Here is a 14,946-nt window from a genome sequence, read left to right as displayed (position 1 = left end):
CGCGTCAATCAATCCTTCTTGGTCAGCAGCAGATTGCCGCGTTGCTTGATCGCGGCGTGCGCGACTTCGGCAAACCGCTGCAGCAGCCAGGGCAGCGTGACCTCCAGCCGGACATGATCATCGGCGACATCGATATGACCCGAGGCCGCCTGCCCGAGCGCGCGGATGCGGAAGATCATGCGGTCCTGCTCCCATCGCTCCTCATCGACGGTCAACACCGGCACGCTGGAGGCGGCCCGTGTCAAACCGGTTTTCAGGCGGCGCACCGCCTCTTCGCGGCCAAGCCGATGTGGAATCGAAACGATGAGTGGTGCGGACATCTTGACATCCTCCAGAGACTATCAGCGCGAGATTCCGGGTTCACGCTTCGCGCGCCCCGGGATGACAACGGTTAGATCTTCTCCGCCAACTTCTTCATCGCAGCCTTGATCGACGATGCCGCATCATCGTAGCCCTCCCACGCCTTTGTCCGCGCCAGCAGCGCCGGCACGGTTCGCACCGTATAGCGCCTGGGATCGAGATCGCCGCGCAGCTGGGCCCAGGTCAGCGGCATCGAGACGGTGGCGCCTTCGCGCGCCCGCGGCGACAGCACCGCGACCGCGGTGGCCAGGCGGTCGTTGCGGAGATAATCGAGGAAGATCTTTCCGCTGCGCAGCTTCTTCGACATGTTGAGCAGATAGCGCCCGGGTTCTTCGTTCGCCATCCACTGGCAGACGCCAAACGCAAAAGCCTTGGCTTCCTTCCAGGTCACCTGGTCCTTGGCGCCACAGGCCAGCGGCGTCACCACATGCAGCCCCTTGCCGCCGGTGGTCTTGCAGAAGCTTTCCAGGCCGAGAGCGGCAAGATGCTGCCGCATGTCCTTGGCCGCCTCGATGACGTCGGAGAATTCGACTTCCGGCGCGGGATCGAGATCGAACACCAGCCGGCCGGGCACGTCGGGCGCATCAGGCGCGCAGTTCCAGGGATGCAGCTCGACGCCGCCGAGCTGCGCCACCGCGGCGAGACCCTCGACGCGGTCGATCTGCAGATATGGCTTGCGGTCGCCGGAGACCTTGACGAGCTCCAGCAGGTGCGAAGTGCCGGGCATCGCATGGCGCTGGAAGAATTTTTCCCCCTTGATGCCGTCGGGCGCGCGGACCACCGAGCACGGCCGTCCCCTGAGATGGCCGATCATCCAGCCGCCGACCGCCTCGAAATATCTGGCGAGATCGAGCTTGGTCACGCCCTTGCCGTCGCCGGCGTCTGGCCACAGCTCCTTGTCGGGCTTCGAGATGATCACGCCCATCACCTCGGCGGACCTGCCCGCCGACACGGACCGCGCCTTGCCGGGATTGCCCGCGGCTTTGCCGGAGGGGTTGGCGATGTTCACCGTGGCAGGGGTTTCCGCCTCGATCTCCTCGGCCGGCTTGTCCTGGCGCAGCCCCTTGAACGCCGCCTGCCGTATGTTGCCATCCGCGGTCCAGCCGGCGAATTCGATCTCGGCGACCAGTTCGGGTCTCAGCCAGTGCACGTCGCGGGTCTCCTTCGGCGCATCCTTGCCGCCGAACGGGTTCTTGTCCGAGGCCGCCGCCTTCAGCGCCGGCATGATCCGCCGCACCGTGTCCTGACCGAAGCCGGCGCCGACGATCCCGACAAAGGCGAGATGATCGCCGCGATGGACACCGGCCATCAGCGAACGGAATTTGCCGTTGGTGGTTTTCCAGCCGCCGATCACGACCTCATGCCCGGCGCGGCACTTTGCCTTGGTCCAGCTCTCGGAACGCCCCGAACGATAGGGCGCGCTGAGCCTCTTCGAGACGATGCCCTCCAGCGACAGCTTGCGCGCCGACTGCAGGATGGCGTCGCCGCCGGTCTCGAAATGCTCGACATAGCTGATCAGGTTGCTCTTGCCCTTCCGGGCCCCCAGCAATTCCTTCAACCGCTCTTTCCGCTGGCCGAGCGGCACGCTGCGAAGGTCCTCGCCGCCGGCAAACAGCAGGTCGAACGCAAAGAAGACGAGGTTGTCGGTCTTGCCATCGGAAATCGCGGCCTGCAGCATGGAGAAATCCGGCACGCCGTTGTGGTCGAGCGCGACGATCTCGCCGTCGATCAGTACGTCCGGCAGCGCGCTGCCTTCCCTGGCGATGGCCTCGAACTTGTCGGTCCAGTCCAGTCCCTTGCGGGTCTTCAGCGTGGCCTGGCCGCCCTCGACACGCAGTTGCACCCGGTAGCCGTCGAACTTGATTTCGTGGCACCAGCCCTGCGAATCCGGCGGACGCTCGACCAGGGTGCAGAGCTGCGGCGCGACGAAATCCGGCATCGCGGCGACTTTTTTGCCCTTGTTTGCCCTGGCGGGCGCTGGCCCTGATGCGGATTGCTTCTTCTCCGCGCGCGCCTCTGCCGCACTTCCCTCATTCGAATCCCAGACCGCGTCGGCGTTGCCGCGGCCGGCCTTCGCCAGCATGAACGGTTTCGGCGCCCTGCCCTTGCCGGCCGCGATCTCCGCCATCGTCCGCCCCGACGCGATCGATCTGTCCTCGTCCAAGATGCTGTTGGCCTCGCCCTCCTTGGCGAACGCGTCGCGATGCTTGATCAGCAGCCAGTTGGTGCGGGTGCCGCCGTTACGGTCATGGCGCATGCGCACCAGCACCCAGCTGCCGCGGAGCTTGCCGCCGTGCAGGGTGAATTTCAGGTCGCCCTTTCGGAATCCCTTTTCCGGGTCGTCGGATTCCCAGAAGCCGCGATCCCAGAGCTGCACGGTGCCGCCGCCATACTGCCCCTTCGGGATGGTGCCTTCGAAATCGCCGTAGTCGAGCGGATGATCCTCCACCTCGACCGCCAGCCGCTTGTCGTGCGGATCGAGCGACGGCCCGCGCGCCACCGCCCAGGACTTGAACACGCCGTCGAATTCGAGCCGGAGGTCGTAGTGCAGCCGGCTCGCATCGTGCTTCTGGATCACGAACCGCCGCTGCTTCGAAGGCGCGACCTCGACCTCGCCCGAGGGCTCGGCGGTTTTTTCGAAGTCGCGCTTCTTCCGATAGGTGGACAGGCTCTTGGGGGGCACGGATCGATCCGTTTCGCGCCGGGACATGCCGGAGATTGTAGTGCCCCGCCGCGGCTATTGGAGAGAAAATAATTGGCACCGTTGAAGATTGTTCCCGGGCACCGGGTGTTGCGACCCGTTGGCTCTCCCAATGTCGTCCCTGCGAACGCAGGGACCCATAACCACCGGCGCTTGTTGTTGCAGAAAGTATCCAACGCCTGCGCCTATCCGAAAGGCCACGGCGTATGGGTCTCTGCGTTCGCGGGGACGACGAAAGAGGATTCAGGCTTTCGAACGACCACAAACACGGCTTCGCGATCTCGCGGCCTGAAATGCCCGAGGTTTGCTGGAATTTTCCGCCCCCTCCATTCAGAGGGCGCAGGGAAAGCCGGGTGCGCGCTGCACCCGCGGTCTCGTGTGCAAGATGCACATAGAAAGACGCACACGAGCATACAGGTTCAGCGGAGGCAATCCGGCCTTCCCTGCGCAATGGTTTTACGGCTTACTCCGCGCTCTTGTGTCCGCAAAATCTGCCAGAATGTGCGAACGGGCGGTTCTCACCAACCGCCCGTCGCTGGATCTGAGCCCGTTCGTGCTCGAAGGCCGTTAGAGCCTGCCGGGGAGCGTGGGACAGATCCGGTGTCTTCCTCAACCCGAACAGTTGCATGGGCTTAGAGCCCGGACCGAGCAAGGAAGGGAGCTGGATGATGGCACAAAATGATCTCGTTGTCGCGGGGATCGATGTCGCTAAAGACAAGGTGGATGGTTGCATTCGTTCGCTGTCGTTGAGGCGCACGTTCGCAAACACGGCGGAGGGCCGGCGCGAGTTGGCCTCGTGGCTCCGCCGGAAGAAGGTCGGCAAGGCGGTGATGGAGGCGAGCGGCGGCTACGAGCGCGAGTGGGCCAAGGTGCTGCGTGACGCCCGGATCGAGGTTCGGATCGTCGATCCGAAGCGGGTTCGCAGCTTCGCTCAATCGGCCGGGCGGCTCGCCAAGAATGACACGATCGATGCCGAGATGATTGCCTGGTTCGCCGAGACCTTCGACGAAGCTCGGGGCCAGGCCTACGATGCGACGTGCGAGCAGCTTCACCAGATGGTCAATGCGCGCCAGGCACTGAAGGATATGCAAACCAAGCTGGCAAGCCAGGGCGAGCATGCGTTACCGGCTGCGGTGCAGCGGATTCACGCCCGGATATCGAAGACGATCGCCGTCGAGTTGGTCAAGATCGAGGCTGAGATCTCAGCCATGATCCAGGCCACGCCGCGTTTTACCGAACTCGCCGAGATCATCGAAAGCGTTCCGGGACTCGGCCGTGTCACCTCTGCTGCGCTCATTGCCGCCATGCCGGAGCTGGGCCAGGCCAACAACAAGATCGTGGCCTCCTTGTTGGGTGTAGCTCCTTACGATGACGACAGTGGCCGACGTCGAGGCGAACGGCACATCAAGGGCGGACGGCGCCGGACCCGCAACATGTTCTATATGGCCTGCCTTGGGGCGGCGACACAGCACAATCCAGTGTTGAAGGCCTTTTACGACCGCCTGGTGGCGAAGGGAAAACTGAAGAAGGTGGCGCTCACTGCCTGCATGCGCAAGCTGATCAGCATTCTCAACATCATGATCGAGCGGCGCCAGAAGTGGGACGCCAAACGCTACGCGGTCAGCTGATCGAGCGAACCCTGCGCTCGGTCCAGGACCGAGCGCATGCAAAGCCAAAAGACCGGTGAGCGGACGGGGTCAAGGCCGTCAGCCGCCGAAGGCGGTGGCGCGCAGCGCCAGCCTTGAGGCCGGCCGATCACAGGTCTACGTAAAATACAGTTGCTCCCCGGTGATCAGGATTTGTTTGTCACCGTCGCCAAGCGGATATGGCGTGCCTGCACCCGGTCGGGCCGGCATGCCTCCGCCGGACTTGACGCCAACCCAGAGGCGTCAGGACCACACGGCTTCACCGTACGCTTCAGCATCGTTCGTCAGCGCGCCGTTTCATCGCTCACGGATTTGAACCCGCCCTACGATCACTTGCGCGCCCGACGCTGCCGCGTCCACCGCATCCCGCCCCTACGTTCGTGACGATCATGATACGCCCCTCATCGGAACAGGATGGGCGAATCAGTAATGGTGTTTCTACCAAATCGCGAAGCAGAATATTTTTGCGAAGGGGGCTGGACACGCCTCCTGAAAAACAACCCGTCGGGCAAATCGCCTGCCTCGCGCACTCGATCGCTTCGTCGCGGACCCTATCATCGGGCGCGCAGTGCTCAGGCGACCGCCGCATAAAGCTCGGTCGTATTCATGGCGGCGCGCAAGCGGGCAAGATTCTCCGGCGGCCTCAACGTCCGCGCCACCAATGCGAGCGGCCCGATCTGTCCGCTTTCCGCGGCGGCCGGCGACAGCAGCACGAACACGATGTCCACCGCCTGCCCGTCGATGGCGTCGAATTCGACCGGCGCTTTCAACCTCGCCAGCAGCCCAAAGGGGCGCTGCAGATCTGGTAGCCGGGCGTGCGGGATGGCGACGCCGCGGCCGATCCCGGTCGAGCCCAATTCTTCGCGCTTGAGCAGGTAGGGCGCTACCTGGTCGACGCGCAGGCCGAGGCTGTCGGCGGCCTTGGCCGCGAATTCCTGCAACAACAGCCGCTTGTTCGAGCCACGGACGTCGATCAGGACGTCGGTTGGCGACAGCATATCGGAAATCTTCATGGGCGCTCCAGGAGCACGTATGGTCAACAGTCGATCGGGCCTCCGGCCGGGAGGGGCGGATCTAGTCCGGCGCGCGCAGCCGGTAGCCGATCCCGGTCTCGGTCAGGACGAATTGCGGGCGCTCCGGATCGGCCTCGATCTTCTGCCGGAGCTGGCGCACATAGACCCGCAAATATTGCGCGTCGGTCAGTTCGTCCCACAGCTCCTTCAAGAGAAAGCGGTGGGTCAGGACCTTGCCGGCGTGCTGCACCAGCACGCGCAGCAATTCGTACTCCTTCGGCGACAGCTTGACATCGCGCTCGCCGACCTTGACGATACGGCGCACCAGGTCGACCGAGAGATCGCCCGAGCGAAACACCGGGCGCTCGCCATGGACCTGCAACTGATGCCGCAACGCCGCGCGCATACGGGCCAGCAGTTCGTCCATCCCGAACGGTTTGGTCAGATAGTCGTCGGCGCCGAGATCGAGCGCCTGGACCTTGCCCGCCTCGTCGCCGCGGCTCGACAGCACCACGATCGGAACGCTGTCGTTGAGGCCGCGGATCATGCGCAGCAGTTCATGGCCCTGGATGTCGGGCAGGCCGAGATCGAGGACGATGAGCGCCGGATTCTGCTCCAGCAATTCCAGCGCGTTCTTGCCATTGGACGCCTCCAGGATCTCGTAGCCCTGGGTGCTCAGTCCCATGCGCAGCAGTTTACGGATCGGCGGCTCGTCGTCGATGACCAGGACCTTGATAGGCGTGGCGTTCATGCGGCGGTGTCCAGCGCTTTTGATGCAGCGGGTATCGGCAGCCGGATCGTCAGCACGGCGCCGCTGCGGTCGGTGCGGTTGGCGGCCAGGATCGTGCCATGCATGGCCTCGACGAAGCCGCGCGAGATCGCAAGCCCGAGGCCGGTGCCGGGGCGGACATGATCGCCCTTTTGCGCGCGATAGAACTTGTCGAAGATCATCTCCAGCTCCGCCGGCGGAATGCCCTCGCCCTCGTCGAGGATTTGCAACGACACCCAATCCTCGTCGAGAAAACTCCTGATCGAGATCGTGGTGTCGGCAGGGGAATATTTTGCCGCGTTGTCCAAGAGATTGAACAGCACCTGCTCGAACAGCACCGCGTCGAGTTGCAGCATCGGCAGATCGGCGGCGAGCTGCAGCGAAACCTTGTGACGGGCGAGAATCTTGCTGGCGCGCCGCAACACGCTGCCGACGATTTCGCCGATATCGTGCGGCGCGGTGTTCGGCACGATGGCGCCGGATTCCAGCTTGGTCATGTCGAGCAGATTGGCGATGAAGCGGTTGAGCCGCTCGGATTCGTCGATCACGGTCGCCAGCAGGTCGCGATTTTCCGATTCGCTCAGCCCGCTGGCGAGATCCCGCATCGTCGAGGCGGCGCCGAGCACCGACGCCAGCGGCGTCTTGAGATCGTGCGAGATCGAGGTCAACAACGCCGAGCGCAGCCGGTCCGACTCCACGGTACGCTTGACCCGGTCCATGTCCTCCACCAGTTGCACCCGCTCGATCGCGAGCGCGCCCTGATCCATCAGCGCATCGAGCAGACGGCGCTGATCCGGCGTCAGCAGCGGCCCGGTCTTGTCGTCGTCGATGCCGATGACGCCGATCGGCCCGCGTCCGGTCCGCATCGGCAGGAACAGGCGCTTGGCACCCGGCAGCGTATCCGCGCCGCGCCCGGCCGCGCGGTCGTTGCCCCACGCCCAGTTGGCGGCGGCGAGATCGGCCTGGTCGAGCTGATCCTCCGGCGGATAGCCCGCCTTGACCGTGATGACGCCGTCCTCCGGCAACAACAGGACCACCCGTACCTTCAGCATCAAGGCGGTCTGATAGGCGGTCGCCCACAACACGTCGTCCAGCGTCGCGGTGCCGGCGAGCTTGCGGCTGAAGGCATAGAGCGATTCCGTGGTCCGCACCCTGCCGATCGCGGAGACGGCCTGGGTGCGCACCCGCGCCGCCACATTGGAAACCACGATCGCGATCAGCATAAAGAAGAAGAAGGCCGCGACGTTGGTCGGGTCGGTGATCGTGAAGGTGTAGATCGGCGGCAGAAAGAAGAAGTTGTAGCAGAGCGATGCGACGATGCTCGCCAACACCGATGGCAGCAGGCCGTAACGCACAGCGGCTGCGACCACCGCCGTCAGGAACACGAGGTCGACGTTTTCGATGCCCATCCACGGATGGATCAGCAGGCCGGCGCCAAGCGCCGCGGCAACCAGCAGCAGCGATATCGCATAGGGAACGGGATCGAACGGCTCCTGCCGTTCGGCCGTGCGCACCGTCTTCTTTGGAACCGGCTCCGCCGCGAGCTCCTCGCCGGCGATCACGTTGATACTGATATTGCCGGCGCGCCGCACCAGATCGTGCACCACCGAGCCGCGCCTCATCTCGAACCACCAGGAACGCATCGACTTCCCGATGATGATCTGGGTGACGTTATTGGCCTGCGCGAAGCCGATGATGTCGTCGGCGATCCGGCGCCCGACGCCGGGAATGGTGAGCGCCTCGCCGCCCAGCGCTTCCGCCAGCCGCAGCGTGTCGGCCAGCCGGTCCCGCTGCTCGTCGGTCAGTTGCAGGCTGCGGCGGGTCTCGATACTGAGCGCGGTCCAGGGCGCGTGCAGGCGATCCGCCAGCCGCCTGGTGTAGCGCACCAGCCCTGCGGCGCGCGGATCCTCGCTGATGCAGACCAGGATGCGCTCGCCGGCCGCCCAGGGGCCGGCGATGGCGTTGGCCTGCATGTGGGTCAATAGCTGCTCGTCGACGCGCTCGGCGGTCCGCCGCAGCGCCAGCTCGCGCAGCGCGGTCAGATTGCCGGGCGAGAAATAATGCTCCAGCGCGCGCTCGGCCTGCTTGGGAACGTAGACCTTGCCCTCCTTCAGCCGCTGGATCAGGTCGTCAGGCGTGAGATCGATCAGCTCGATCGCATCGGCGCGGTCGAACACCGAATCCGGCACGGTCTCGCGCACCCGCACATGCGTGATCTGGGCGACCACGTCGTTGAGGCTTTCGATGTGCTGGATATTGACCGCGGTATAGACGTCGATGCCGCGGGAGAGCAGCTCCTCGACGTCGAGGTAGCGTTTGGGGTGGCGGCTGCCGGGCGCGTTGGTGTGGGCGAGTTCGTCGACCAGCGCGATTCCGGGGCGGCGTGCGATCAGCGCGTCGAGGTCCATCTCCTCGATGAGCTGATCCTTGTACTCGATCCGCTTGCGCGGCAGGACCTCGAGCCCGTGCAGCAACGCTTCCGTCTCCGCCCGGCCGTGGGTCTCGACCACGCCGACCACGACATCGACGCCGCCCTTGCGCTTGGCGTGCGCGCTCTGCAGCATCTCATAGGTCTTGCCGACGCCGGGAGCCGCGCCGACGAAGATCTTAAGCCGGCCGGCGCGGCTTTCCTCCCGCCGGGCCGCTTCCAGCAGGGCCTCCGGCGAGGGACGTTGTTCGGGATCGCGGCGCTGCTGAGCCATTATTCCATTATAGTCCTCACTTCAGGTCCAGCCTAGGCGCATGCTCCTTCGACGCCGCGCGATCCAAAACCAGATTCAGCGCCAGCACATTGACGCGCGGTTCGCCCAGCAATCCGGCGAAGCGGCCCTGGGTATTTGCGATCACCAGCTGGCGAACCAGCTCTTCCGGCATGTTGCGGGCCTTGGCGACGCGCGGCACCTGGAACAGGGCAGCTTCCGGCGAGATATCGGGATCGAGGCCGCTGCCCGAGGTGGTGACGAGATCAACCGGGACGGAGGCCGAGGGGTTTTCGGCCTTCAGCTTCTCGACGTCCTCCTTGATCCGGTCGTTCAGCGCCTTGCTGGTCGGGCCAAGGTTGGAGCCGGCGGAGTTCGCCGCATTATACGGCGCCGAAATGGTCTTGGTCGAATCGGCCGGATCCGGGGCCGAGGTCGCCGACGGCCGGCCATGGAAGTATTTGTCGTCCTTGAATTCCTGCCCGATCAGGGCGGATCCGATCACCTTGCCGTCCTTCTCGATCAGGCTGCCTTGCGCCTGCTTCGGAAACAGCACGCCGGCAATGGCGGTCATGGCGAGCGGATAGGCGAGGCCCGTGATCAGCGTCAGCAGGACGAGGATCAGGATGGCGGGGCGGATTTCTCGAAGCATGATGTTTCTCCTTGGAACATTCCGTCATTGCGAGCGCAGCGACGAAGCAATTTTGACTCCGTCATTCCGGGATGGTGCGTTAGCACCAGACCCGGAATCTCGAGATTCCGGGTTCGATGCTTTGCATCGCCCCGGAATGACCGTCTGTGGATCGCTTCGCTGCGCTCGCAATGACGGTTGGTTTCAGGCCAGGTGCAAGGCGGCGACAATGAGGTCGATCGCCTTGATGCCGATGAAGGGAATGATGATGCCGCCGAGGCCGTAGATCATCAGGTTGCGGCGCAACAGCGCGCCGGCGCCGATGGCGCGATACCCCACGCCTTTCAAGGCCAGCGGAATCAACGCGATGATGATCAGCGCATTGAAGATGATCGCCGACAGGATGGCGCTCTGCGGGCTCGCCAGATGCATGATGTTGAGCGCATCGAGCTGCGGGTAGAACGTCAGGAAGATCGCCGGGATGATGGCGAAATACTTCGCCACGTCGTTGGCGATCGAGAACGTGGTGAGCGCGCCCCGGGTCATCAGCAGCTGCTTGCCGATTTCGACCACCTCGATCAGTTTTGTCGGGTTGGAGTCGAGATCGACCATGTTGCCGGCCTCGCGGGCGGCCTGGGTGCCGGTGTTCATGGCGACGCCGACGTCGGCCTGCGCCAGCGCGGGCGCGTCATTGGTGCCGTCGCCGCACATCGCGACCAGCTTGCCCTTCGCCTGCTCGTCGCGGATCAGCTTCAGCTTGTCCTCGGGCGTCGCCTGCGCCAGGAAATCGTCGACGCCGGCTTCCGCCGCAATCGCCGCCGCCGTCATCGGGTTGTCGCCGGTGATCATAATGGTGCGGATGCCCATGCGGCGCAGTTCGGCGAAGCGCTCGCGGATGCCGCCCTTGACGATGTCCTTGAGCTGGACGACGCCGAGCAGACGGCCGTCCTTGGCGACCGCCAGCGGGGTGCCGCCAGACTTGGCGATCTCATCCGAAATAGCCTGGATCTCGCGGGCGACATCGGAATTCGCGGCGGACTGAAGCGACCGCACGGTGTTTCCAGCCGCAATCGTATGCGTTCCGCTTCCACCGGTGACGTAGTTCAGGATGGCATCGACCGCGCCCTTGCGGACCGCGGATGCGCCGGCATCGACGCCGCTCATGCGGGTTTGCGCCGTGAACGGAATGAACGTCGCGTTCAGTTCCGCCATGTCGCGGCCGCGAATGCCGTATTTCTCCTTGGCCAGCACGACGATCGAGCGCCCTTCCGGGGTCTCGTCCGCCAGCGAGGCGAGCTGGGCCGCGTCGGCGAGTTCCTGCTCGGTCACGCCGCGCACCGGGCGGAATGCCGTGGCCTGGCGGTTGCCGAGCGTGATGGTGCCGGTCTTGTCGAGCAACAGGGTATCGACGTCGCCGGCGGCCTCGACCGCGCGGCCGGACATCGCCAGCACATTGAAGCGCACCAGCCGGTCCATGCCGGCGATGCCGATCGCCGACAGCAGCGCGCCGATGGTGGTCGGAATCAGTGTGACGAACAGCGCCACCAGCACCACCACCGACACTGAACCGCCGGCATAGGCCGCATAACTCGGGATCGTAACCGTCGCGAATATGAAGATAATGGACAGGCCCGCGAGCAGGATATTAAGCGCGATCTCGTTCGGTGTTTTCTGCCGCTCGGCGCCTTCGACCAGCTTGATCATGCGATCGATGAAGGTCGATCCCTGCGCCGCGGTGATGCGGACGCGGATCCAGTCGCTCAATACCTGGGTGCCGCCGGTGACCGCCGAGCGGTCGCCGCCGGACTCGCGGATCACCGGCGCGGATTCGCCTGTTATCGCGGCCTCGTTGACCGAGGCAACGCCCTCGATCACTTCGCCATCGGAGGGAATATTGTCGCCGGCCTCGACCAGAACGATGTCGCCGACCTTCAGGCTGGTGCCGGGGACCAGACGATAGGTCTTGTCGGAACCGGTCACGAGCTTGGCCTGGCTCTCGGTGCGGGTCTTCTTCAGCGACTCGGCCTGGGCCTTGCCGCGGCCTTCGGCGACGGCCTCGGCGAAATTGGCGAACAGCACCGTGAACCACAGCCACAGGATGATCTGGAAAGTGAAGGCGAGGTTGGCGCCGCCGGTCACGAGGTCGCGCAGGAAGATCACCGTGGTGAGCGCGGCGACGACCTCGACGACGAACATCACGGGGTTCTTGATCATCAGCCGCGGATCGAGTTTTGTCACCGCCGCGCCTATGGCGGGCATCACGATCTTCGGATCGAGCATCGCCGACACCGGCATCCGCTTGTTCAATTTATGAACGACTTCCATGGACGTAACTCCGAAATGAGTTCGATCAGAACAAGGTGTTGGCGTTGCCGGCGAGATGCTCGACGATCGGGCCGAGCGCCAGCGCCGGAAAGAAGGTGAGACCGCCGATGATCAGGATCACGCCGACGACGAGGCCGACGAACAGCCCGCCGGTGGTCGGCAGCGTGCCGGCCGACGGCGGAATCGACTTCTTGGCGGCCAGCGATCCCGCCAGCGCCATTGCCGGGATGATCATGAAGAACCGGCCGACGAACATCGCACTCGCCAGGGTCAGGTTGTAGAAGAAGGTGTTGCCGGTCAGCCCGCCGAAGGCCGAGCCGTTATTGCCGGTCGCCGAAGTGTAGGCATAGAGCACCTCGGTAAAGCCGTGCGGACCGGCATTGGCCATTGACGCGACGGCCGGCGGAAACACCACAGCCACCGAGGTCCAGCCCAGATACATCAGCGGCAGCACCAGGATGGCGAGCATCGCCATCTTGACTTCGCGCGCCTCGATCTTCTTGCCGACATATTCCGGGGTGCGGCCGACCATCAGGCCGGCGACGAAGATCGCCAGCACGACGAACAGCAGCATGCCGTAGAGGCCGGCGCCGACGCCGCCGACGATGATTTCGCCGAGCTGCATGTTGATCAGCGGGACCATGCCGCCGAGCGCGGTGAACGAGTCATGCATGGCGTTGACGGCGCCGCAGGAGGCCGCCGTAGTGATGACGGCGAACAGCGAGGACGCGACGATGCCGAAGCGAACCTCCTTGCCTTCCATGTTGCCGCCGGTCAGCCCGAGCGAGCTGAGCGCGGTGGTGCCGCCCGCTTCCGCCCAATAGGTGACGGCCACGCCCGATATGAACAGCACGCCCATCACGGCCAGGATCGCCCAACCCTGGCGCTGGTTGCCGACCATGCGGCCGAACACGTTGGTCAGGGCTGCGCCGATCAGGAAGATCGAAAGCATCTGGACGAAGTTCGACAGCGCGGTCGGGTTCTCGAACGGATGCGCGGCGTTGACATTGAAGAAGCCGCCGCCATTGGTGCCGAGCATTTTGGGCGCGATCTGCGAGGCGACAGGTCCAACCGCAATAGTCTGCTTGGCGCCTTCCAGCGTCGTGGCATCGACGTAGGCCCCTAGCGTCTGCGGCATGCCTTGCCAGACCAGGAACAGCGTGTAGACGACGCAGATCGGCAACATGACGTACAGCGTGGCGCGGGTCACATCGACCCAGAAGTTACCGATGGTGCGCATCGAGGAACGGGCAAAGCCGCGCACCAGCGCGATCGCCAGCGCGATGCCGGTCGCCGCCGACAGGAAATTCTGGTGGGTGAGCCCCAGCATCTGCACGAGGTAGGACATCGCGCTTTCGCCGCCGTAGTTCTGCCAGTTGGTGTTGGTGATGAAGCTGATGGCGGTGTTGAACGACAGATCCGCGGCGACCGCGGATTGCTCCTGCGGGTTGAACGGCAACACCGCCTGCAGGCGCATCAACGCATAAAGGATCAGGAAGCCGCCGACATGGAACAGCAGCATCGCGACCGTGTAGGTCAGCCAGTGCTGCTCGCGCTTCTCGTCGACACCGCCGATCCAGTAAAGTCCGGCCTCGACCGGGCGCAGGATTGGGGACAGGAAAGTGCGCTCGCCGTTGAAGACGCGCGTCATGTACCAGCCGAGCGGCTTTGCGAGCGCGACGACGATGGCGCAGTACAGAATGATTTGAATCCAGCCAATGACGGTCATGGTCGTATGCCTTTAGATGTGCGGGATCGGCGCGCGAAGCAGTCAGAACCGCTCGGGCCGCAGCAGGGCGTAGGTCAGGTAAAACAGCAGCCCGGCGGAGACGATGGCGGCGAGTGAATAGTCGAAGATCATGATCGTTCTCCCCCTAAAGCCGTTCGCAGGCATAGGCGCAGCCTATGCCCACCGCGAACAGGCCGAGGCCGAGGGCCAGCATGACGATGTCCAGCATGAGGTGCTCCTGTGCGCAGTGATCCGCGGGACCGGGACGCGGCCTTCGCGATGTCGGGGCTGAGGTGCCACCCGGCGCATAGGTTTTCGAGACGGGAGTTGGGGCGAGGTTATAGGAATCTCATAAAGATCACGGGTCGTCCCTGCGAAAGCAGGGACCCACAACCACAGCCGCTTGCTGTTGATTGAAGGTGTCTCCCAGCTCGCGTCACCGATAAGCCGCGGCGTATGGGTCCCGGCGTTCGCCGGGACGACGCGGATACACTTATGAAATCCCTATTTCTCCGGTCCCCGCCCCACCTCGTTTTCAAATGGCGTCTTGACCATCTTGCGGGAGCGGCCGGTCGCGGCCGCGCTTGAAGCGAGATACCGCCATGCTTGCCCTTTCAGGACGTCAGCAACCCGCCGGGATCCATGATCGGCTGCGCGAGGCGCATGCCGTGACGGCAAAACTCCTGTCGGATCTGATCGGCGAAACCTGCCGGCGCTTTCCGTCCGCCGGCCAGAGCGAAAAGACCGCGCGGATCGAACGCCTGATCGGCTCGGAAGCCTGGACCGAGGTGGCGCTGGCGTTGATCGATCTGGAAATGCCGCAATGGCAAGTTCGCCGCATCGCCTATGACGAGGGCGAGTGGCATTGCGCGCTGTCGCGTCAGCGCGAACTGCCGGAATGGCTCGACCAGTCGATCGAGGCCCGTCATGTGGATTTGCCGCTGGCGATCCTCAGCGCGTATGCCGACGCCCAACGCATCAATGCGCCGCCGGCGAGCCGGACCAGCGTCCCCACCGTGCCGCGCAACGCCGACGCGTTCTACGAGCCGGCCGGCTGCGAAAATTTCGCCTAG

11 protein-coding genes are annotated in these 14,946 nt (G+C 64.5%); 2 read left to right on the top strand and 9 right to left on the bottom strand.

Features of this window, described 5'->3' with window-relative positions; translation table 11 throughout:
- Window positions 1–8: 8 nt before the first annotated feature.
- Both KMZ29_RS06465 and ligD read right to left on the bottom strand, forming a co-directional pair.
- On the bottom strand, window positions 9–320 hold the full coding sequence (locus KMZ29_RS06465) for a polyhydroxyalkanoic acid system family protein (protein ID WP_215622949.1): 312 nt from the start codon (window positions 318–320) through the stop codon (window positions 9–11).
- Window positions 321–391: 71 nt separating this feature from the next.
- Complete coding sequence (gene ligD / locus KMZ29_RS06460) at window positions 392–3,043, bottom strand: DNA ligase D (protein WP_249779842.1); 2,652 nt, start codon at window positions 3,041–3,043, stop codon at window positions 392–394.
- Window positions 3,044–3,726: 683 nt separating this feature from the next.
- Between ligD and KMZ29_RS06455 the strand changes: the two genes are divergently transcribed.
- On the top strand, window positions 3,727–4,689 hold the full coding sequence (locus tag KMZ29_RS06455; protein ID WP_215620640.1) for an IS110 family RNA-guided transposase: 963 nt from the start codon (window positions 3,727–3,729) through the stop codon (window positions 4,687–4,689).
- A gap of 590 nt (window positions 4,690–5,279) precedes the next feature.
- Here KMZ29_RS06455 and KMZ29_RS06450 read toward each other — a convergent pair.
- From KMZ29_RS06450 to KMZ29_RS06420, 7 genes are all read right to left on the bottom strand, one after another.
- Entirely contained in the window at window positions 5,280–5,720 is a 441-nt protein-coding gene (locus KMZ29_RS06450; RefSeq protein WP_215622947.1) for a PTS sugar transporter subunit IIA, read from the bottom strand.
- A gap of 61 nt (window positions 5,721–5,781) precedes the next feature.
- The gene (locus KMZ29_RS06445) at window positions 5,782–6,471 is read right to left on the bottom strand and encodes a response regulator (RefSeq protein WP_215622946.1); all 690 of its coding nucleotides are present in this window, start codon (window positions 6,469–6,471) and stop codon (window positions 5,782–5,784) included.
- Complete coding sequence (locus KMZ29_RS06440) at window positions 6,468–9,191, bottom strand: DUF4118 domain-containing protein (RefSeq protein ID WP_215622945.1); 2,724 nt, start codon at window positions 9,189–9,191, stop codon at window positions 6,468–6,470. Before KMZ29_RS06440 ends, KMZ29_RS06445 begins: the two co-directional genes overlap by 4 nt.
- A gap of 16 nt (window positions 9,192–9,207) precedes the next feature.
- Window positions 9,208–9,840, bottom strand: coding sequence for a K(+)-transporting ATPase subunit C (locus KMZ29_RS06435; protein WP_215622944.1), 633 nt, complete (start codon window positions 9,838–9,840; stop codon window positions 9,208–9,210).
- Between the two features lie 183 nt (window positions 9,841–10,023).
- A complete protein-coding gene (gene kdpB, locus KMZ29_RS06430; RefSeq protein ID WP_215622943.1) occupies window positions 10,024–12,144 on the bottom strand; it encodes a potassium-transporting ATPase subunit KdpB in 2,121 nt (706 codons plus the stop codon).
- Between the two features lie 25 nt (window positions 12,145–12,169).
- The gene (kdpA, locus tag KMZ29_RS06425; RefSeq protein ID WP_215622942.1) at window positions 12,170–13,873 is read right to left on the bottom strand and encodes a potassium-transporting ATPase subunit KdpA; all 1,704 of its coding nucleotides are present in this window, start codon (window positions 13,871–13,873) and stop codon (window positions 12,170–12,172) included.
- Window positions 13,874–13,915: 42 nt separating this feature from the next.
- Entirely contained in the window at window positions 13,916–14,005 is a 90-nt protein-coding gene (locus tag KMZ29_RS06420) for a K(+)-transporting ATPase subunit F (RefSeq protein ID WP_215614988.1), read from the bottom strand.
- Window positions 14,006–14,475: 470 nt separating this feature from the next.
- Here KMZ29_RS06420 and KMZ29_RS06415 point away from each other — a divergent pair, with 470 nt between their 5' ends.
- Entirely contained in the window at window positions 14,476–14,946 is a 471-nt protein-coding gene (locus KMZ29_RS06415) for a hypothetical protein (protein ID WP_215622941.1), read from the top strand.

The sequence above is a fragment of the Bradyrhizobium sediminis genome (assembly GCF_018736085.1).
Classification (GTDB): domain Bacteria; phylum Pseudomonadota; class Alphaproteobacteria; order Rhizobiales; family Xanthobacteraceae; genus Bradyrhizobium; species Bradyrhizobium sediminis.
The sequence above is the reverse complement of the archived record's forward strand: the minus strand, read 5'-3'. Positions and strand labels throughout refer to the sequence as shown.